Raw genomic sequence first — 20,792 nt, 5'->3', positions numbered from 1 at the left:
TTATCTTTGAGCAGGTTGTATTTCCTGACCATAATCAAAGATTTTACTATCAGCATAGTCCTCTAACCCAACTGATTTTAACAGTTTTTTCCACGCATTAGGATAAGCAACACGAGATTTTTCTAAAGTTGTAATTGTTTCGCTCCAAACTGATAATTCAGCATAGAGTTTAGCTAGCTCTAGTGGTTTTTCCTGCAGTTCTTTTAATTTAGCTTCTATTTCTGGCTTGAGAGGGGTACGTCTTAGCCATCCATTAATATAATAATCTAAAGCACGCTCCTCTGGATCGCAAATTATGCCAAAGTGCCAAACATAAGTGTTATTAGTTTCTAATTCAACTGTTTTTGGCAAACTTACTTTGATAATTCCAGCGGACTGAGGCAGAGATACACCTACTTTATATATTGGTTCTCTGACTCTATTTGTCCAATCAAATAAAGCAAATTCTGCCTTTCGTTTACTACTTTGAGGAACATAAAGGTAAACAGTTGGGTTAGAACTAACTGTTGTACCAATATTATTTTCTGGTACTACAGCAGTGAGGTTGCTTAATTCTTGCTTAATTATTGGATTACAAGGACCGCGAGACCCAGCTCCTCTAGTTCTTGATGGCGCACCTCTTGAAGTTGTTGGTGGAAATGTTACTGCCTGTAATTGTGGGCTTGATTCCACCTTAGTTTTTGCAGTTTGAGGGTGATTGACTGGAGGAGCTGAAACTAAAAGACCTACTAAAGAAAGTCCTAAAAAGTTTCGTACAAACATGATCAAAAATCACCTCCGTATAAACTCAAGTTATATAGCTATTGCTATTTTTATCTACTATATGTTATTATAACATATAGTTTTTTTCATTATCGATAATTAATAGAAAAACGAACTTACAATTAAGTTTGTATAGAATGATTTAGAAAAAAGGGAACTGCTAATTATTTAGGGATAGTAATTAAGAGATTTAGACTTTTAGCATTGCTTTAGAGAGTTTTCTTCTTACTTATCAAACTATAATTTTTATTTTTTGATTTTAGCAAAAACTATCTTATTACCTTCGACTATTCACGATCATTTGTTCATATTTCATCATTTGTAAATTCTAGATTATATTCACTCTAATCGAAACATATTGTAGATTTTTTTTACCCATCTTCTCCCTGGTTTAAGGCTGTTATTACTGCGTGCTGACTAATATTTTGATAAACCTTCTTAAAATTATCCTTAATAATATCAGCAGATGTACCTAAAGGAAGAGGTCCTAAAACATCTAAAACTGTCTCATTACTTGGGGGTGGTGTAATTACTACCAGGGAAGAATCTAGCTGTTGATCGTATTTCCAAAAATCCTCAAAATTTACATATTCTTTATTTGCTGAAGTGAGAGATTTTTGGTTTTTTTCTGTTGTAATTTTTTCTTTGATTATGGAATTTTCTTCTTCACTTTGACCGCGTTTTTGCCGGAGAATTTCTAATATTTTTTCTTTGCTACGACCGCGTAATTGAAATAATAAAAATGGATCATCACTAAAGCGATCGCCTAAGATATAATAAACTGCTGCAATATGTTTACAAACTCTAGCTTTGTCAGGGCAGTCACATTTAGCATGGATATCATCTAAGGTAAATGGAAATAGTCTTAAACCATTAGTAGCAAAAACTTCTTCTATATTTTGAGGCATTTCTCCTGCTAATAATTTGGCAGTAAAAATTGCTCTTTGTGACATTGTTTCAATGACATAATTCCAGTCTTCATCACTAAAAGTATCTAACCATAATGATTGTTTATAAGGTTCTGGAGCTGTTCCTTGAACTTGGGAAATAATTTCTTTGTCTTTAAATTCTAGACTCAGAACGTTTCCTTGTCTGGCATAATTTCTTGCTCTTTCTAATCGCTTTTTAAACCGATAAGAATTTAACAAGTCTATCCATTGTTGAGTCCACCATTCTTTGTCGTTTTGTAAGTTCATTTTAGTTACCAGTCAGAAACCGGGTTTGTGTCAGATGTATGTCTCTATAGTAAAACATCTATACAAACCCGGTTTCTATACTATCAGTTACCAGTCATAAATCGGGTTTGTGGCAGATATATGTTTCTATAGTAAAGCATCTAATACAAACCCGGTTTCTTTGGATATTTAACTTTTAATTACACTTAATGTAACCTCCGAAGCTAACTTAACTCCATGTATATTTGAAATAGGAATTCCACCATTAAATCTCGTTATTTGACCTAATGGAACCCACCAGTCAACTCCTGAATTTAATTTTATTAATGTATTTCTGCGTGTATCAAAAACAAGACCATTGAAACCCATTTGCTCATTTCCACCGAAAATAGCTCCAGATGAAAATGAAATAAGACTTGCAGCTGACATAAGTTGAACTGCAAAATGTGGAATAAAGTTCTGCTCCCAAATAATATTGTTAGTTTTACCTGAAATTACCCATTCCAGTTTGAATTTATATTTCCCATGATTCTCGTAGCGCCATAATTCACCTAACCTTGAATAACGAGCATTAGATGGAGATGATCCACTTTCAAGAGCTTGCCAAATATTTGAATAATATTGTCCAAAGTTTCTATGGTAGACAATTGTTTCTCCTGCTGTTGCATAAGCATTAGGTATATCATTTGTTTTAGCTGTTTGCCAAGCAGAAAACATTCTATTGCCAATCTCAAGCAATTGCCTCGTATCATAATGAATGGTATCCAACTCAAGATTAGCTGGTAAATTAGTTGTATTAGCGTTCCCTGTATATGGAACAACAGACCCAACTTCTTCGAGAGCATTTTGAATAGCTCTCCTATTTGGATCATTACCAACCCAAGCTTCAACCATATCAAAGGTTACAAATGGGATAGTGTGAGCGTTGGGTTGTCCTGCATTATAAGCAACTGTCCTAATAGTTGAGATTAATCCATGTAAAAGATGATGCCAAATAGGTGAAAATGTAGCATTAGCATCACTTTCCCCTTGTGACCAAAAGGCCCCGACAAACTCATATCCCAATACTTCTACTGTATATCGAATTCGAGCAATCATATCTTGATACAAAGTCCCATCTGCAGTCCAATACTTATTTGACCAACCTGTCCCACCAATGGCACAAGGAACAATTAGTAGTTCATCACATTCAATCTCATCCTTAATAGCTTTTGCCAAAGGATAAGCATAACCTGTTCTAACACCATCTGCCTGTTGAAAATGAATGTTTGTTAATCCCGCATTTGTTGGAACCAGATTATCTTGATTATGACGACCTAACTGCTTAATACTTAGGTCAAGTTCCCCTGTCGCTACAGGAGCTTCACCAAATTGTCGAGCCCAAAATGTGTTAGACTGACCCGCAACAAGAATTGCTTTTCTATTTTTAATAAGGTTACCTGACATTTTCTTTCTCCTTATACCAAAATTTCAAGAACATTATTTCTTTTCTGTTAGTTTCGGAAGTAGGTAGTCCTGCATAGTAATGGTGAAGATGTATCTGTTTTGTAATTTCTTCACAGACTTCCCAAAACTCCCATACTTTCCACACTCTCTCTACCATTACTATACTTCACGTCTGGAAATAGCGATGGCTTAAAGTATTATAAAAATGTAATTTGAGCTATTTGATGAGAATTTTGATTTATTACTAGAAAATAATTGAGAAATCGCTGACTTTTAATATAGTTCGTTATTCATTATTCATTATTTCTACTCATCCTCAATTACTTTATTTCTATCAAGTATTAATAAGTTTCTCAACTGGTCTGTATCTAGTTCAGTTAACCATTGTTCCCCTGCACCTACTACTTGCTCTGCTAGTTCTTTTTTACTTTCAATTAAGTCGTGTATTTTCTCTTCCAAAGTTCCGGTACAGACAAATTTATGTACCTGAACATTCCGGGTTTGACCAATTCTAAATACCCGGTCTGTAGCCTGATTTTCTACTGCTGGATTCCACCATCTATCAAAGTGAAAAACATGATTAGCACGAGTTAAATTTAAACCAGTACCTCCCGCTTTTAAAGAAAGAATCATTACTGGTGGACCTTGAGGGTCTTGTTGGAATCTATCTACCATTTCTTCTCTTTTATTTTTGCGAGTTGCCCCATATAAAAAGGAGACTTCTCTGCCTAATTTTTCTTGCAAATAAGGTTGTAAAATTTTTCCCCATTCGGCAAATTGAGTAAAAATAATAGCCCTTTCTGTTTCTGAAATTATTTCTTCTAACATGGCAGATAAACGTTGTAGCTTTCCTGAGTTTTTCTCGCTAATTTCTATTTTTTTTCTACTGCCTTTTTTGATTTGTAGAAGTACGGGATGATTACAAAGTTGTTTGAGCTTTACCAATAGGGCTAAAACTTTTCCTTTTCGCTGAATACCATCAGCAGCTTCAATTTCTGCTAAGGAAGTTTCAACTATGTCTTGATAAAGTTTTGCTTGTTCATTTGCTAGTGGGCAAAAGATAGTATTTTCTTGTTTTTCTGGCAAGTCTTGAATAATATCTTTATCAGTTTTGAGCCGACGTAGAATGAATGGTTGAACGAGAGAACGCAAAGTTTGTAATGAATTTGTATCCCCATATTTTTCAATAGGAATAGCAAAGCGACGTTGGAAAAATTGTTTTTTTCCTAAATATCCAGGATTCAAAAAATCTAAAATTGACCATAATTCTGAAAGGCGATTTTCTACGGGAGTTCCTGTTAAACCAATTCTAAAGGATGCTTCTAATTTTCTTACAGCTTGAGATTGTTTTGCCTCTGGATTTTTGATATTTTGAGCTTCATCAACTATTACTGCCTGCCATTTTATTGTCTGTAATATTTTTTCATCTCGATACAATAAAGCGTAACTGGTTATTGCTAAATGTTTGTCTTTAATTACTTTGAGAAACTCTTTACCTTTGGCACGTTTATCACCGTGATGTACTATTACTTTTAAGGTTGGTCCGAATTTTTTTACTTCCCGTTCCCAGTTCCCTAATACTGAAGTAGGGCATACTAATAATGTGGGTGCTTCTAGTAATTCTTGTTCTTGTTGATTGAGAAGAAAGGCTATTGTTTGGATGGTCTTACCGAGACCCATATCATCTGCCAAACAAGCACCCAAACCCCAACGTTCCAAAAATGTTAACCAACTTACGCCTCGTGCTTGATAAGGTCGTAGTTCCCCACGAAAATTCTTAGGAGTTGGAATTTCCTCTAAAGAACGATTATTCGTTAAAGTGTCCAGAAGTTCTTGGAGTTGACCGCCAGCTTCAAAATTAACGACGGGTAACTTTTCCATAACTTGAGTGTCTCCGGTGGCCAATCGTAAAGCATCTTCTAAAGATAAAGCCATTTCGTCTTGACGACTAGCAAAGAAATTTTGGGCTGCCCGGATATCTTGGGGTTGCAGTTCGACCCACTCGCCGTTAATTTCTACTAAGGGACTATCTTTTGCCACTAATTGGTTAAATTCGGCTTTGGTTAATTTCTGACCTCCAATGGACAATTCCCACTGAAAATTGAGGAGACTTTTTAAGCCTAGTCTTTCAGTTTTTTTAATTTTTGGAGCTTGGGCACGAATACTTAGACCTAAGCGGGAAGCCCATCCTTCTCTATTAGCTAAACTAGGTGGTAAAATTACTCCTAAACCGCTGTCTGTAAACCGCCAACTCCCACTTTTAATAAATTCATAAGCTTGGTGCGGAGTTAATTGACAATTTTGGGGCGTTGCTTGTTGTAAGCTAGGTTCAATAGTTGGATAAATTCTTGATGCTAAACCTAAGCCACTTAGCAGTGTTTCTTGAGGAAATTTAATTGTTCTTCCTTGATAGTTGAAGTTTTCTACAGGATTTTTCCAAATTGTATTGGCATCGACTAAAAATTCTGGTTCGTCTATTGCTTGAAGGCAATATTCTAGAGTCCACTCTTTGGAATTGTTGGATGGTGAATGAAGATGAAAGCAGGTAATGAATTGATTTTCTGTAGTTTGATATTGTTGGAGTGGGGATTGCCAGTTATTAAGTATTTTGCTAATTTGCTGTGTTTCTTTAGTGGCAGGTAATTTTAAAGTTGATTTTTCTGATAAGGATTTTAACCATTGTTTAATTGCCGGATTTAATGAGGCAATTTCTGTTTGAGATATTTCGGATGATATTTGTCTAATTTGTGTGTCTATTGTTTTTTGCAAGAAATCTTGGAGTAGTTCTTGACTTGCTCTGAGGTTTGGTAATTTTGAAGTGTTATTTTTGGGGATAATTTGTAGATTTTCTAAGGAAATAGGCGACTGCCAATCTAGTTGATATGTGCGACAAGCAAGAGGCATTTTTAGGGTAAAATTTTTCAGTCGATTTTGGTCTGTAGCACTATCAAGTAAGGGTTGCCAAATCGCAAAGTTTTGTTCATTTGATTGTTGTTCAATAGTTGGTAAAAATTTACATCTTGCTAATAAGTCAAGATTCCATCTCGCAACATGAGACCAAAACCTTAAATCTGCCCCCATGAAAGACTCAGCAATGTTGCCCAGAGGAAAAGAGCGTAAAAATTCTATTGCTTGTATAGGGTCTAGGCAAATTCCTTCTATTTGCCAGGGATAAAGATATAACTTTTCTGTGGTTTCTGAGAAATTAGTGGCAGAATGAAGTGGATATAGTTTTTGGCTAGATTCTAATGATTTTGTGGGAAGAGCTAAGGTTTGGTTTGTTGTGATTTTCGGATTTTTTAAAGAAATATTGGTCTTTTCCTGGAATAGCTTCAAAAATTCATTTGCAGTTATTGCATAAGGATTACTAATTATTTTTCCTGTTTCACCAGCATCATCTTCTGTAATTCTGCGCCAAATTTCTCCCCAAATAAAGAAATAACTATCTTGTTCAGACTGAGCAAACCAAAAACCATGTAAAATTGCCATATTAAATATCTATCAAAAAGGTTATATTTCAACAATTAATAATTAATAATTAATAATTAATAATTACTTCTCCTTTTCAAGGGGAGGATTGACTAATAATGAAAATTTTTTCTTGTTTCTCCTTTAAAGGAGAGGCTTTAAACCTTAATTATGCGGAGCTAACAGCTAGCTCGCAGTCAGCTATCAGCAATTAGTAATTATTGATTACTTCTAAGGTTTAGGAAGGAGATTTTAACAGTAATTTTTATTCTGTCTCAATTTATCAATTATTTTTACCTTCCCCAAAATTAATAGCTGAATTGCGCAGTTCCTCCGATAGGAGGCTAGCTAATAGCTGACGGCTGAATACTTACGGTTATATTTTGATTACTCATCTTTTCTAATAAAAATTCTTGAATAATCAAATTTAGAAATAAAAAACGGCATCCGAGTTAAAATAACTCGATGCAGCCTCCATCATTGACTATAGAAGGTTGTTAAGTAAAACTATTATAGCTGTTTATGTTCATCAAGATTCTACTCTCTAGTATCAATTAATAGACATCTCCTCCAAAAGAGGGAATAGGGAATAGTGAAAAGTAATTGATAATTTATGGATAAGAATTGATTTAATTTTTAATTTTTGGGGATGTCTAATAGTATTCACCTTAAAAACATAGCCATCCTAGATAGAATATGAATATTAGCTACATATCAACAGAAGTAACCCTTAGTATTTTAGATAACTAAATATTTGCTCAAAACCTATTTAGGACAGCTATATAGCAGTCGAAGCAAAGGGCGCGAACATATCAAAAGCTGAAAATTCAGACAATGGCAAATTTTTCCTTCTGTGGTAGCAAACTGAACCCCTTCCTGCTTCTTTAGCGGACATATCAAAAGCTGAAAATTCAGACAATACCAAATTTTTCTTCTGTGGTAGAAAACTAAACCCCTTCTTGCTTCTTACTTCTTCCTTAACGTAAGTTAATAATTCGATCTGAACCAAGGAATCAACTTCTCAAACTTAGTCACAGCAAGAATATTACATTTGATCTTAGACTTTTGACGTTTTATTTTAGACTTTTGACCTAATCCACCTAACAATTGCCCCAGTAACAGTGTTACGATTTCCACAGAAGCGAAAGAATATATGATTAGAGAAGGAAAAAAAACTGGATGGAAGAGATAGACAAATCCATATCCTTTGATGGACGGGATATTAGACTAAAAGTTGGTTTATTTGCGCCTCAAGCTGGTGGTGCCGTGATGATAGAGTCAGGAGACACAGCAGTGTTAGTGACGGCCACCACCTCCAAAGGTAGAGAAGGAATAGATTTCCTACCTCTTTTGGTGGACTACGAAGAAAGACTCTACGCTGGTGGTAAAATTCCTGGTGGTTTTTTGCGTCGGGAAGGTCGCCCACCAGAAAAGGTGACACTTACTGGTCGTTTGATTGATAGGCCGCTACGCCCTTTATTTCCAAGCTGGTTGCGTAATGATATTCAAATTGTGGCCACAACTTTGTCCATGGATGAAGAGGTGCCACCAGATGTGCTAGCTGTGACGGGTGCTTCTGTGGCAGTATTACTAGCTCAATTACCATTTTATGGCCCAATGGCAGCAGTGCGGGTAGGTTTGGTAGGAGACGATTTTATTATCAATCCAACTTACCGTGAAGTCAAAAATGGCGATTTAGATTTGGTTGTTGCTGGGTCTCCTCAAGGGGTGATTATGGTAGAAGCAGGAGCAAATCAATTGCCAGAACAGGATATTATTGAAGCAATTGATTTTGGTTATGAAGCAGTTTGTGACCTTATTCAAGCTCAACGAGAAATTATTGCGGAAATGGGTATTGAACTTGTTGAGTCGGAAGCTCCGGAAGTAGACCCAACTTTAGAAGACTATATCAAAGACAAAGCAACAGAGTCGATCAAACAGGTATTATCTGAATACGACCTGGATAAAAATCAGCGTGACGAAAAACTCGATGCAATTAAAGAGTCTATTGCAGAAGCGATCGCCGAACTGCCGGAAGAAGATGATCTGAGGGTCTTGGTTGAATCTGACAAGATGTTGCTAGGGAACGTTTTTAAGAGCGTCACCAAAAAACTGATGCGTAAACAAATTATTGATGAAGGCATCAGGGTTGATGGTCGCAAGTTGGATGAAGTTCGTCCTGTTTCTTGTCGGGTAGGAGTTTTACCACAGCGAGTCCACGGTAGCTCTCTATTTAATCGAGGTTTGACTCAAGTAATGTCTGCGGTAACTCTGGGAACTCCTGGTGATGCTCAAGAATTAGCAGACGACTTACACCCCCAAGACGAAAAACGTTATCTGCACCACTATAATTTCCCTCCTTTTTCTGTAGGAGAAACTAAACCATTGCGATCGCCTGGTCGTCGGGAAATAGGTCACGGTGCTTTAGCTGAACGTGCGTTGAACCCAGTTATACCAACAGCTGATATTTTTCCCTATGTTATTCGAGTGGTTTCAGAGGTGCTTTCTTCAAATGGTTCAACTTCTATGGGTTCCGTTTGTGCTTCGACCTTGGGTTTAATGGATGCTGGTGTTCCTATTACGAAACCTGTAAGTGGAGCAGCTATGGGTTTAATTAAAGAAGGTGATGAAGTTCGTATCCTGACAGATATTCAAGGTATAGAAGACTTCTTGGGTGATATGGACTTCAAAGTCGCTGGTACTGATAGTGGTATCACAGCTTTGCAGATGGATATGAAAATTACAGGTTTGCCTCTAACCGTAATTTCTGATGCAATTCATCAAGCTAAACCTGCGCGGTTACATATTCTGGAAAAGATGCTTGGTACTATCGATCAAGCTCGCCCAGATATGTCACCTTATGCACCACGACTATTAACATTTAAGATTAGTCCAGACATGATTGGTTTAGTGATTGGACCTGGTGGTAAAACTATCAAGGGTATTACCGAGGAAACGGGTGTCAAAATTGATATTGATGATGATGGCACGGTGACTATTGCAGCGACTGATGGCGAAAAGGCTAAACAAGCTTGCAATATTATCCAAGGTATGACCAAGAAACTGAATGCTGGGGATGTTTATGTTGGTCGTGTGACTCGAATTATTCCTATCGGTGCTTTTGTGGAAGTGTTTCCAGGAAAAGAAGGAATGGTTCATATATCCCAAATTGCAGATTATCGTGTTGGTAAAGTTGAAGATGAGTTAGCAATTGGAGATGAAGTAATTGTTAAGGTACGAGAAATTGATGCTAAGGGTCGGGTGAATTTAACTCGTTTGAATATTCATCCTGATGAAGCTGCTGCTGCTCGTGCTAATGCAATGATTTCTTAAATAAGCGATCAGCAATCAGCAGTCAGCAGTCAGCAGTAAATGTGTGCGTTTGCGTAGCATTCCGGAACGGAAAGGGAATTTATACCCAGAGCTGCAAAAAGCTGTTAACGTTAGCGTTTGCGCAGCATGACCATAGGAAAGCTCCTCTGTTTGCGCAGCATTCCGTAGGAAAAGAGGCAGTTCCTCTGCAAGAGGCTAACTGAATGCTAAAAGCTAATAGCTAGTTAAGGATAGTTACAAGTCAAAAGTAAAACGTCAGAAATGGGTAATAATCATTCTGTTGTTATTGTGCCGATAGAAAATTTAAGTTTTTGTTTGGAAATATCCCATTAACTGGCACACTTTTGACTTGGTAAGTAGGTTGTTCAATAATTAATAATTAATAATTAATAATTAATAATTAATAATTAATAATTACCTCTCCTTGAAAAGAAGAGGATTGACTAATAATGAATTCTTTTTTTCTTCTCTTGGTCGATTGGATATGGCAAGATTTCCTCGCCACCCCACCCTACGGGAAGCTCCGAAGATCGACCGCTTTTTTCTCCTTTAAAGGAGAGGCTTTAAACCTTAATTATTCGGTAAAATTAAATATAAAATGCTTATAAGAGGGAAAATAAAACAGGAAATTTTGATTAAAAAGTATTTCACTTTACCTGAAATATACCTCTGAAAGTTTTATATTTATTTATCACCACTGTTCTCATGTTCGGTTGAATACTTATAAATAACGATGGAGGAGTCAGGAGTCAGAAGGAAAGAAGAAGAAAGTTTTTTATTACTATTTTATCACTGATTAAACGGACATGATATTACTTAGATTTCACAGTCATTTTTAGATTAATAAATTATTAATAAATAAATATTTGTTTATTCTCTGATAAACATACCTATAAATATAAATAGCAAGAAAATTTTGTTAAAAAAGAGAATGAAGAAAAGAATAAGAACTTTTTTTATGATTATTATTATATTAATAGAATAATTTGTGGTAGTGAAAAAAAACGGCAATCTACAGCAGATTTCATCAGGCGTGAGGTACACCCTTCGCAGGCAAGATGCCCGCACTGGGAACATCTGTTAAGCTTTGCGTTAGCGTAGCAAACGCTAATATTTGTACCTCATATACTTGGAATCTGCTGTAATATTTTTTGCTCTCCTAATATTATTTTCATTTATATTATATGAGAAAAATTATAGCAATGAGCGCTGGTATATTTACAAATTGCAGGAGAGGCCAAATAGCTAAAATCTTATATTATCGGCAATTTATTCCCCCTTTTGCCTGTTGCCTGTTGCCTGCGCACAGCGCTATAATATCTGAAGAAAAAAGGTATCATGGCAAAATTTAAGAAACTATTTCACCCCAGAATTAAAAAACAACTGCCATTACGTTTGCTTCAGACCTTACCAGTAGTATGACAAATATGCGCTTTTATTAGCATACTAGGATGGTTGTCATTAGTTCATAGCCAAACAGCAGTTAATGAAATTGTTAATCAGCTCCAAAAATAAATTAGCAGTCGGGTAGAAAAACGGACAAAAACTTACACAAAGATTCCATATTTATTTATGAAAATTGATAGTTCTGCAGTAAAAACTGGCGAACTAGATTTAGAATATTTTCCCAAATTTCAACGCTATTATAAACTTGACATCAAAACTAAAGATGGTGTAATAAAAACAGTCTTATTATCAGCAGAAGTTATAGAAATTGATGGTGAAAAGTATATACTTGCTGTAACAAATGATATTACAAAAACTAGGCTAGCTCAACAAGAACTGAGAAAAGGAAGAAGATTATTGCGGTTTTGAATTGCGAAAATTAAAATCTCAAAATGAATTACCACCTGCAATGATCGTGTCTATGGCAGAAACTAAACCTGAGTTAGTCAAAAAAATGACACACCTATATTTAGACCGGGAAACTCCCCGACATCTTACAGAAATTAAACAAGCGATCGCCAAACAGAATGCTAAAGGTTTGAAACATTCTGCTCATACTCTCAAAGGTGGTAGTTCTACTTTAGGAACTTTAGGTGTAGTAAAGGTTTGCCGACAGTTGGAAACTAAGGCCAAAAATCAAGATTTTGCAGATATCGAGCATTTAGTGCAGCTATTGGAAGAGCGTTATGAAGAAGCTAGAAAGGAGTTAATTAAGTTTCTTTAGTCTAATAAGGAAGAAGGAAGAGGCAAGAGGAAGAAAAAAACTTAAATTTCCTGTAGATATTCACCCTTGGGTTTACACAAACGATAAAGTGCGGACATGATATTAGTCCTGCTCGTATAATGCTAAATAGGAATAAGCAATATCTAGTGGGGGCATCCTGTCCTAGCGATCCTGTCTGCGAGGGAACAAGATGCTCCCACCACCATGTCTGGTAACAAAAATAATTACAATGCAGGACCACCGAAAATTTTTAATCTTAGCAATAGACATCTGGTAAAAATCAAAAATAAAATCAATTCTTATCTATAAGAAAGATCAATTATTTCTCCCTGTTCTCTGTTCTCTATTCCCTGTTTTCTGGAGATATCTAATATATAGTGGTATAGTAATTTTGATAAAATTTGCCCACCTGACAAATAAAAATTTGTCAATCAATATTGAAAAGTATTATTTTCTCTAAATACTCAAAATATTATGTCTTCTAATTCCCCAAAAAAATTAATTTTAATTACAGCACTTCTATCATTAATTCCATTAAGCACTGCTCAATACTTACCTCAAGTTAGTAATAATTTTATCTCTACATTTTGGCATAAATTAACAACAGCAAATACTAGCAATAATTCACTTACTACTGCAGCTCCTTCCCCTTCAGTATCTAAACTACCAAAACCTCCACTAGCAACTTATAAAAACTTCGACATCGTAATTTATGGAGATGAACTTCAAGGAATATGTGCTGCTATTTCGGCTAAAAAAACATTAGGAAAGACAGGTAAAGTTGTACTAATACGTTCCAATTCTGAAAATGTAGCTCTAGGTGGTTTACTCACACGAAGTGGATTAGCTTATCTTGACTATGATAAAACACCAGATTGGCAATATCGACCATATTCTCAGTGCTTTCTTAACTTTTTGAAAAAAGCAAAAGTTGTCGAAGCTTGTGTTGCTCCAGACAAAGCAACAAAAGCAATGAAAGAAATGTTAGAAGCGGCGGGAATTGTAGTTATTTCTAATGCTTCTCTTACACCTTATGTCGAGAATAGAAAAATTAAATTTGTACAGATCGACGACACAAATATTAGAGTCAAAGCTGCTGCTTTTATAGACACCACTCAAGATGCAGAACTAGCAAGAAAAGCTGGTGTACCTTACTATTTAGGATTTGCATCACAAAACCCACAACTATGGGATGAAACTATCGCAACTTCTATTGTTCCCACAGTGACTGGTTTAAGTATTTACGAATTCAAAAAAATAGAATCAAAAATACTGTTTAACCGTCAAAAAATGGCAAAAATTAAGACAAAAATTCAAGCAGACCAAGCACCAATAGATGCTAAATTTACCCTAAAAAAATTTAGATTGCCAATAATTAAAACATATAAAGATGGCTATATTAACAGAAGTATTGCTTTAGCAGGGGCTTATCATATTCATAGAAAACACTCTTTTAATCTAGATTTATCATCAGTATTTTTATTTGATAAGCTGAATATTTGTCGTGTGGGTCAACGGGAATTATCTTTGAATGGATTTTTGTTTAAATATAACAGTCAAAAAGTGAGAGAAATAGAAAATAATAACTTTCAACCAACTCAAGACATGATTACAGAAATGCAGGAACTTGAAGCTTGGTTGAGAAAAATGTCAGGGAAAGATGTCAAAGTAATTTTACCTTCTGAAGTTTATATTAGACATAGTTTAAATATTACGGATGTTGTTGATCCATTGACAGGAAAAGAAATTCTTCAAGGGGGTACTTCAGCAGAAAATTCTATTGGTACTTTTTCTTATGAATTTGATTTTCGGGGTGGTGTTAAAGGTTTAGGTATTAATTATTTGCCTCTACCGAGATATAACTTTGGAATTGAAAGTGCTTTAGCTAAAAATGTGAATAATTTAGCAGTTGTCGGACGCTCATCTGGATATATAGGAATTGCTGTAGCAGTAGCAAGAATTCAAACTATGAGTATTTATCAAGGACAAGCAATAGGAGTAGCAGCAGCTATGGCAAATCAAAAAGGTATACCCTTAAATCAAATCACTTCTGCTGAAGTTCGGGAAAAATTAGAACAATTAACTGGTAAAAAGACAAAATTAAGAGGTGAAAATCGAACTGGAGGTAGAGATTATAGTCATGTAAAATAACCTAAAGGGAATAGGGAGTAGGGAGTAATATATCTTATAGAAAATTTCATCTCACTCAGGTAAAGTACTAGCGGGCAAGATGCCCGCACTACAGAGATTTCAACATTAATATTTGTACTTCATATACGACCGAATCTCCTGTAAGTTCATAGCTATAATTCTTCACTCGCATTACCGAATTCAACTTATTATTTAATATAATAAAGTCATCAATAAGCATAGCATTATTTTTGGTATTTCATATATAGTAGTCGAAGCAAAGGTTAGGACAGATAAAAAGCTTAAAACTCAAACAAAGCAAGGTTTTTCCTTCTTCTTTCTTCCTTCTTCCTTCTGCTATAAAATCTAATTAGGGCTTGCTGATTAAATCTAAAAGCATTGATATATAAAGACTTTAGCCTTTTTGGGGTCGAAAAAAGTGCATGGTTTTCAGTCTAATATAGAATCGGGTTATACAGTATATGTTTATAATTCTATCCATACTTCAATATTCAACCTCCCCACCTCCCCATCTCCCCACCTCCCCATCTCTGCCAACTAACTATATAATAAGTATTCAACCGGATTTAATATAAAAGGCTCAAAAAGTTAGTATTTTAGGCAAGAGTTGGGCAGAAAAATCAAGGGACAATTCTTACTCCTACCTCCTCTAAATTCCTATTTATTCTGTCTCCTGTCTCCTGTCTCCTGTCTCCTACCCCAGCAAAAAGACTTTCCATACGCAAACCCTAATTTTTGATAATAGCTTGCCCAAAAATATAAATTGATAGAATTGCTAATAATCCACGAAAAGCTAAACTGATAACTTTGTCTGGTAATTTAGGCAGAAATCTCGTACTAAATTGAACACCTAATAAACCACCAAATCCTAATAATGCTCCAGGTTCCCATAAAACATTACCTCTAATCCCATGACCTATACAAGCAGAAAAAGCTGTAATTACAATCACTCCTAAGCTAGTTTGAATAGCTACCTTAATACTTTCACCTAATAATAATATTTGCAAAGGTACTATAATTACACCACCTCCCACACCAAATACACCTGCTAATAATCCAGCCAAACTACCAGTAATAACTCTAGCAATAACCTTCATATATTTATCTGGAAATTGATAATTTATTTCTTTGACTATTTTCTCAAACATTAATGGTAAAGGATGGGGAGTAAATGGCAAAATAAATTCCACTACAAAATCTTGATTATTAGTATTTTCTGCTTTGACTTTAAGATTTTCCTGCTGATTATTTTGTAATTCTTCGTCTTGCTTTTTCTTCATCGTTATCCGTTTACGAAACTCCACTAAATAGATATTCAAAGCTAGAAATAATCCAAAAGCAAATAACAACCAACGAGAAGCAAATAAATTGGCAAAATATACCCCCAACTGAGCAGTAATCAAAGCCGCAAACCCTATTCCTAGCACTCGACTAATACTTAAATATCCCATTTTCCAGTTTTGAATACTACCAGAAGTAGCCGTAATTATAATTGATAAAGTGCTAGTAGCAACTGCTTGTATAGGTTCATATCCTAATGTCACTAATAAAGGTACGAGAATAGTACCACCACCAATACCTAAAAATCCAGCCAATACACCAGCAAATAATCCAGAAACAGCCAGAATAAATAATTCTATAAAAGTCATTTAATTTAAAATTTTCAATTTTTTATAGTAGGCAATCTAAGTTATCTAAATAAGTTCTTTTTAGAAAACTCCAGTCATTGTATCCTAATTCTTTCTTCTTGCTCAAAATTTATTGCCAAAATAGATATCTGAGAAATTCCATAACTATAACAGATATTCAATCCTGATGAATATTATCCCCAGATGGGCTGAGAAAAGCTTGGGAAAAAAGAGGTAAATTTCGAGAACTACGAACTAGAAATACTCAAGGAAATATAGTATTTGAACTCAAATATAAAGAAAAAAAATCGCCTTTAATTATACCAAGCGTGAAAAAATAATGTGTTTGAATAATAAGTGCGATCAAAAGATTTTGCAGGAAATGTACCTTTGACAAAGCGGTCGATCTTCGGAGCTTCCCGTAGGGTGGGATGGCGAGGGAACCTCGCTGGTCGACCATCGACCAAGACAGCGGTGCGACCCCTCGACGACGCTAGTCGCACCTGGTAGCGCACCAAGAGAAAAAGAGAATTTACGACCGTTAAAACTGGTATTGAAGCAATTCCCGTGTGACTCGGTCCGACTGAGTCACCCTCCTGGGAGGGGTTAGGGGTGGGTTGACTCCTAAGAAATAGCCTAACTATTCGTAGCAAAAATTTATTAAACTGGCATTATATCATGTTCGGTTGAATACTTATAAATGACTGTTGTGAGTCCTCAGGAGTCAGTCCTCAGGAGTCAGGAGGAAATATTGGAGAAAAAGAACAAATATTGGTATTGGGGGTATTGATAATTTAAGTATTTGTTTGGTACTGTCGATACCCGGAGTCCTTAAATTTTATTATAACTGACCCGTCCGAACATGATATTACATATCATCTTGCCATTCCTGAAAGAATAAAAAGTCCTTATATTACTGAAGAATTGTTGCGGTGGAGAAGATCACAAAGAGGAAAACCTTTTAAGTTTTTAGACTTTAAAGAAGGGGAAGGCGAAATAATTACGGGGAAAAAGACTGATAAAGATGACAACCGCATAAATGAAAAGCTAGAATCTCCAGAATTTTTAGCAGTAAGTATTCTCAGACAATTTGCCAAACATCTTCGTGATATCTGTTGATAAGTGGGTAACTTTATAGCTGCCAGGGGCGATCGCTTCTTCATTCATCAACCTCAAACAAGGAATGAGGTAAACCTGAATTACGAATAATAGATTGTAAAGTTCCCACTCTTAATTCTTTAATAATGATGATTTTCAAAGAATGGTCTAAAACTCTCGGTATACATTAATCCTTCATATAATATGCCCTAGTTCCTTTAGCATTTATTGCCTCTCCCAATCTATTTAACCCATGCACATAAGCAGCAGTTCGCATCGAAACAGACAACTCTTGAGATATTTGCCAAATTTGCTCTGTTTCTGCTAACATTTTTTCTTTCAAGCGTTGATTAATTTCATCTAAAGTCCAATACAAACCACTCCGATTTTGTACCCACTCAAAATAACTTACAGTCACACCACCAGCGTTAACCAAAATATCAGGAAATACATAAATTCCACGGTCTTCTAAAATTATATCTGCAGCAGAAGTAGTCGGACCATTTGCAGCTTCAAAGATAAATTTTGCTTTAATATCTTTGACACTTTCCTCAGTAATTTGATTCTCCAAAGCAGCAGGAATTAATATATCAACATCTAAAGCTAAAAGTTCTTTATTAGTCAAAACTTGATGCTCAACAATATTACAAACACTACCTTGACAATAAACAGCTTGAATACCCTTATTAGACTCCTTATATTTTCGAATACTAGGAATATCTAAACCCTTTGAAGAATAAATACCACCCTGAGAATCACTAACAGCAACTACTTTATAACCAGCTTGACAAAGTAACTCTGCCAAAAATGCTCCTACATTACCAAAACCTTGTACTGCAACTGTAGTTTTTTCCGGAATATATCCAAACTTGGACATGATAGTTTCAATAGTAAAAAAAGCACCCATTGATGTTGCCGTATTTCTGCCTAAACTACCACCAATAGTAACAGGTTTACCTGTAATAACTGCCGGAATTAATTGTCTGCGAATAATACTATACTCATCCATCATCCAACCCATTATCATCGGGTTAGTGTACATATCAGGTGCGGGAATATCCACATCAGGACCAATAAAATCAGCGATCGCATCAATATATCCACGACTCAAACGTTCCAATTCCATCCGAGATAACTCTTTAGGATTAACAGTAATTCCACCCTTCGCTCCACCAAAAGGTAAACTCACAACTGCACATTTAAAAGTCATCCAAAAAGCTAAAGATTTTACCTCATCAATAGAAACATTTGGATGATAACGAATACCACCTTTTGTCGGTCCTCTTGTATCATCATAACGAACTCGATAACCTTGAAAAACTCGTAATGAACCATCATCCATCCGGACAGGAATTGATACTATTAAGCTAGCTTTCGGATATTTGAGGCGCTCTTTTGTATCTTCAGAAAGAGAGACATATTTTAATGCTTTTTCTAACCTGAGACTCGCATCAGCAAATAAAGAATCTGACATAAATACCTATTTTGATGAATAAAATTATGTTGGTATTTAGATCATAAATCTCTTGATTCACTGTAATGATTAAGAAAAATAAAGAATAACGGCGTTGCTGAAGCGCGTGTATGATATTAATCTTAATTACTTAGGAGTCAACCCACCCCTGCCCCTCCCAGGAGGGGAATTCAGTCGGACTGAGTCAGGAGGGAAGAAAGAAGAAGAAATCCCGAGTATAAGGAGAAAGTTTTTTGGTCAGGTAAGCGGAACGGAGTTCTATCGCGCTCTTATCCGGACAGATATCATACCTCTTTTCACCAACGCCAAAAAATAAAATCATATCAAATCCGTTGGCTTGGGAGTAATATAGTTCTATTGTCGTCATATAGTGGTTAAGGGAGAATGCCATTTGCCCCTACAATATGGACTCTTATCTTTAAGTACTGAATAACACTGATGCTACCGGATTTAATATCAATTATGGCACAGCAATTATCAATTATTTCCCCCTACTCCCTACTCCCTACTTTTCTGAAGATTTCTATTAACTTACAGCACTTTTGAGGATAGTGAGGTATACTTAGGGTTTGCGTATGGAAAGTCTTTTTGCTGGGGTAGGAGACAGGAGACAGGAGACAGGAGACAGGAGAAATGGGAATTTAGAAGAGGTAGGAGTAAGAATTGTCTCTCAATTTTTCTGCCTGCCATAATCATCCTAAGATACTAGCTTTTTGAGCTTTTTCTGCCGAAAAGCTGGTACTTTTTTCAACTCTAAAACGCTAAAACCTTTATCTGTCAATACTTTTATAATTAATCAGCAAGCCCTACTTATAGGACTATTCTTATATTTCCTATTCCCTGTTCCCTAGAACAATAAAACTTTGTACCTCATCAACTAGAAAACTGCTGTAAGTACAAATGCTTGCTTTGATAGAAGTTACGCCGCGCTATAAAGTAGTCCCAATCCACAAATCCTGCTTTAAGATGTCTAATTCCCGATCTAGGATCGAATGCTGTCCGTCCATGCATTACCCTCACATTATGTATTAGCAAACAGTCTCCATCATTGAGACGGAAGCGGTACTGATATGCTGGATTTTTCATATAGTGATAGAAGATTGAGTAAGCTTGATAAAAACTTTCTGTCTTCTCAAATGGGATAGTTCGTTCACAATTTTTTTGGTTAAAGCAGATGCGATATATATTACCTTGTGTATCTAATTGAATAATCGGAGCAGTATAAGAAAAATAATAATTATTCTGGGGGTCAAACTTACGAAAAACAATCGGAGTTTCGCTCAAAATTTTGAAGTATTCAGGATACTTTTGACGAAAATCTTCACAAACCCGAAAACCATCAACCAGTATTGATTCGCCACCTTTAGCGTTATGTTCGACGCAATAGAAAAACAGCATCAAGAACTTGCTCAATTTATAGTTATGAGCATTGTGAGGCAATACCTCTGGACCTGTCATTAAATCGCCCAAATCTTTAGCATCTGGAGTAGGTTTAACATCACTCACTATCTCAAATGTACCATTGATTGGTCCAATAGATTTTGTGAGAAAAGATTCCATTTCTTCAATACTCATATTACTGAGTAACGTAAATCCCAAGGCACAAAGTTCGTCCATCCACAGTGATTGTGGACATGAATGAACGTCGTGTCGCTTTATAGGATGCTTATCGAACCAAAATCGATCCCATAATACAAGTTTTGGTTCGTTGCAGATTTGCTTTGGATCTGGGTCGTAGGCATATTTCATCAGCCAGGAAATAGGATATATGCTGCGATGAGAAGGCTTTTCATCCCAATCAATAATCAATTCTTCTTCATTTAATTCTACATATAATGGTTTTGGTTGTGGATTCTCAGTATAATCATAAATTCTCTGAAAAGTATCTGGATTACGAGACTGAGGATTCAAGCAATTATCACGCAACCAGATATAGTGGAAACGTTTACCTCTGACTTTAATTGGACTTTGGACAAAAAAAGTTAGCGTAATATTTACACTAACTACTGAAATTAAGATTTAAAGACCGAATTCATACTGGAATTATCTTTGTTTTTGAAATTATTTATCATCCTGAAAATCATAGG

At 35.6% G+C, this 20,792-nt stretch carries 16 protein-coding genes; 6 read left to right on the top strand and 10 right to left on the bottom strand.

Translation table 11 applies throughout. The features are described from left to right. The 6 genes from F6K18_RS10930 to F6K18_RS10905 form a co-directional block, all read right to left on the bottom strand. Nucleotides 1-762, bottom strand: a complete 762-nt coding sequence (locus F6K18_RS10930; RefSeq protein ID WP_287521261.1) for a DUF928 domain-containing protein — start codon at nt 760-762, stop codon at nt 1-3. 371 nt (nt 763-1,133) lie between these two features. After that, a complete protein-coding gene (locus F6K18_RS10925; RefSeq protein WP_287520798.1) occupies nt 1,134-1,958 on the bottom strand; it encodes an SWIM zinc finger family protein in 825 nt (274 codons plus the stop codon). A 168-nt stretch (nt 1,959-2,126) separates the two neighbouring features. Then, entirely contained in the window at nt 2,127-3,383 is a 1,257-nt protein-coding gene (locus F6K18_RS10920) for a sialate O-acetylesterase (RefSeq protein ID WP_287520797.1), read from the bottom strand. Next, on the bottom strand, nt 3,373-3,540 hold the full coding sequence (locus F6K18_RS10915; protein ID WP_287520796.1) for a hypothetical protein: 168 nt from the start codon (nt 3,538-3,540) through the stop codon (nt 3,373-3,375). Before F6K18_RS10915 ends, F6K18_RS10920 begins: the two co-directional genes overlap by 11 nt. A 149-nt stretch (nt 3,541-3,689) precedes the next feature. Further along, on the bottom strand, nt 3,690-6,872 hold the full coding sequence (locus tag F6K18_RS10910) for a DEAD/DEAH box helicase (RefSeq protein WP_287520795.1): 3,183 nt from the start codon (nt 6,870-6,872) through the stop codon (nt 3,690-3,692). 757 nt (nt 6,873-7,629) lie between these two features. Further along, the gene (locus tag F6K18_RS10905) at nt 7,630-7,860 is read right to left on the bottom strand and encodes a hypothetical protein (protein WP_287520794.1); all 231 of its coding nucleotides are present in this window, start codon (nt 7,858-7,860) and stop codon (nt 7,630-7,632) included. A gap of 170 nt (nt 7,861-8,030) precedes the next feature. Here F6K18_RS10905 and F6K18_RS10900 point away from each other — a divergent pair, with 170 nt between their 5' ends. The 4 genes from F6K18_RS10900 (at nt 8,031) to F6K18_RS10885 (ending at nt 14,505) form a co-directional block, all read left to right on the top strand. Then, nucleotides 8,031-10,184: a polyribonucleotide nucleotidyltransferase gene (locus tag F6K18_RS10900; protein ID WP_287520792.1), complete on the top strand. Its 2,154-nt coding sequence runs from the start codon at nt 8,031-8,033 to the stop codon at nt 10,182-10,184. Between the two features lie 1,572 nt (nt 10,185-11,756). Beyond that, on the top strand, nt 11,757-11,999 hold the full coding sequence (locus F6K18_RS10895; protein ID WP_287520790.1) for a hypothetical protein: 243 nt from the start codon (nt 11,757-11,759) through the stop codon (nt 11,997-11,999). Nucleotide 12,000: 1 nt separating this feature from the next. Further along, a complete protein-coding gene (locus tag F6K18_RS10890; RefSeq protein ID WP_287520788.1) occupies nt 12,001-12,354 on the top strand; it encodes an Hpt domain-containing protein in 354 nt (117 codons plus the stop codon). Nucleotides 12,355-12,828: 474 nt separating this feature from the next. Next, nucleotides 12,829-14,505 (top strand): FAD-dependent oxidoreductase, encoded by a 1,677-nt coding sequence (locus tag F6K18_RS10885; protein WP_287520787.1) that lies wholly within the window; start codon nt 12,829-12,831, stop codon nt 14,503-14,505. 728 nt (nt 14,506-15,233) lie between these two features. Here F6K18_RS10885 and F6K18_RS10880 read toward each other — a convergent pair. Both F6K18_RS10880 and F6K18_RS10875 read right to left on the bottom strand, forming a co-directional pair. After that, nucleotides 15,234-16,154, bottom strand: a complete 921-nt coding sequence (locus F6K18_RS10880) for a sulfite exporter TauE/SafE family protein (protein WP_287520785.1) — start codon at nt 16,152-16,154, stop codon at nt 15,234-15,236. 293 nt (nt 16,155-16,447) lie between these two features. Further along, on the bottom strand, nt 16,448-16,786 hold the full coding sequence (locus F6K18_RS10875) for a hypothetical protein (RefSeq protein ID WP_287520783.1): 339 nt from the start codon (nt 16,784-16,786) through the stop codon (nt 16,448-16,450). A 274-nt stretch (nt 16,787-17,060) separates the two neighbouring features. On the opposite strand from F6K18_RS10875, the gene F6K18_RS10870 reads away from it, so the two are divergent. After that, nucleotides 17,061-17,252: a hypothetical protein gene (locus tag F6K18_RS10870; RefSeq protein ID WP_124144134.1), complete on the top strand. Its 192-nt coding sequence runs from the start codon at nt 17,061-17,063 to the stop codon at nt 17,250-17,252. A 166-nt stretch (nt 17,253-17,418) separates the two neighbouring features. Here the strand turns inward: F6K18_RS10870 and F6K18_RS10865 are convergent, their stop codons facing one another. After that, nucleotides 17,419-18,705 carry a Glu/Leu/Phe/Val dehydrogenase gene (locus tag F6K18_RS10865; RefSeq protein ID WP_287520781.1) on the bottom strand — a complete coding sequence of 429 codons (1,287 nt, stop codon included), beginning with the start codon at nt 18,703-18,705 and terminating at the stop codon, nt 17,419-17,421. Between the two features lie 94 nt (nt 18,706-18,799). On the opposite strand from F6K18_RS10865, the gene F6K18_RS10860 reads away from it, so the two are divergent. Beyond that, the gene (locus F6K18_RS10860) at nt 18,800-19,021 is read left to right on the top strand and encodes a hypothetical protein (protein ID WP_287520779.1); all 222 of its coding nucleotides are present in this window, start codon (nt 18,800-18,802) and stop codon (nt 19,019-19,021) included. 557 nt (nt 19,022-19,578) lie between these two features. On the opposite strand, the gene F6K18_RS10855 is transcribed toward F6K18_RS10860, so the two are convergent. Beyond that, nucleotides 19,579-20,631 carry a TauD/TfdA family dioxygenase gene (locus F6K18_RS10855; protein ID WP_287520778.1) on the bottom strand — a complete coding sequence of 351 codons (1,053 nt, stop codon included), beginning with the start codon at nt 20,629-20,631 and terminating at the stop codon, nt 19,579-19,581. Nucleotides 20,632-20,792 lie beyond the last annotated feature (161 nt).

The organism is Okeania sp. SIO2C2 (genome assembly GCF_010692625.1).
GTDB lineage: Bacteria > Cyanobacteriota > Cyanobacteriia > Cyanobacteriales > Microcoleaceae > Okeania > Okeania hirsuta.
Note: the sequence above shows the minus strand (reverse complement) of the source record. Positions and strands in the feature narration are given on the sequence as shown.

Coding starts and splice junctions, on each gene's coding strand:
- F6K18_RS10930 (WP_287521261.1), bottom strand. CDS start 762: ATGTTTGTACGAAACTTTTTAGGACTTTCTTTAGTAGGTCTTTTAGTT.
- F6K18_RS10925 (WP_287520798.1), bottom strand. CDS start 1,958: ATGAACTTACAAAACGACAAAGAATGGTGGACTCAACAATGGATAGAC.
- F6K18_RS10920 (WP_287520797.1), bottom strand. CDS start 3,383: ATGTCAGGTAACCTTATTAAAAATAGAAAAGCAATTCTTGTTGCGGGT.
- F6K18_RS10915 (WP_287520796.1), bottom strand. CDS start 3,540: ATGGTAGAGAGAGTGTGGAAAGTATGGGAGTTTTGGGAAGTCTGTGAA.
- F6K18_RS10910 (WP_287520795.1), bottom strand. CDS start 6,872: ATGGCAATTTTACATGGTTTTTGGTTTGCTCAGTCTGAACAAGATAGT.
- F6K18_RS10900 (WP_287520792.1), top strand. CDS start 8,031: ATGGAAGAGATAGACAAATCCATATCCTTTGATGGACGGGATATTAGA.
- F6K18_RS10895 (WP_287520790.1), top strand. CDS start 11,757: ATGAAAATTGATAGTTCTGCAGTAAAAACTGGCGAACTAGATTTAGAA.
- F6K18_RS10885 (WP_287520787.1), top strand. CDS start 12,829: ATGTCTTCTAATTCCCCAAAAAAATTAATTTTAATTACAGCACTTCTA.
- F6K18_RS10880 (WP_287520785.1), bottom strand. CDS start 16,154: ATGACTTTTATAGAATTATTTATTCTGGCTGTTTCTGGATTATTTGCT.
- F6K18_RS10865 (WP_287520781.1), bottom strand. CDS start 18,705: ATGTCAGATTCTTTATTTGCTGATGCGAGTCTCAGGTTAGAAAAAGCA.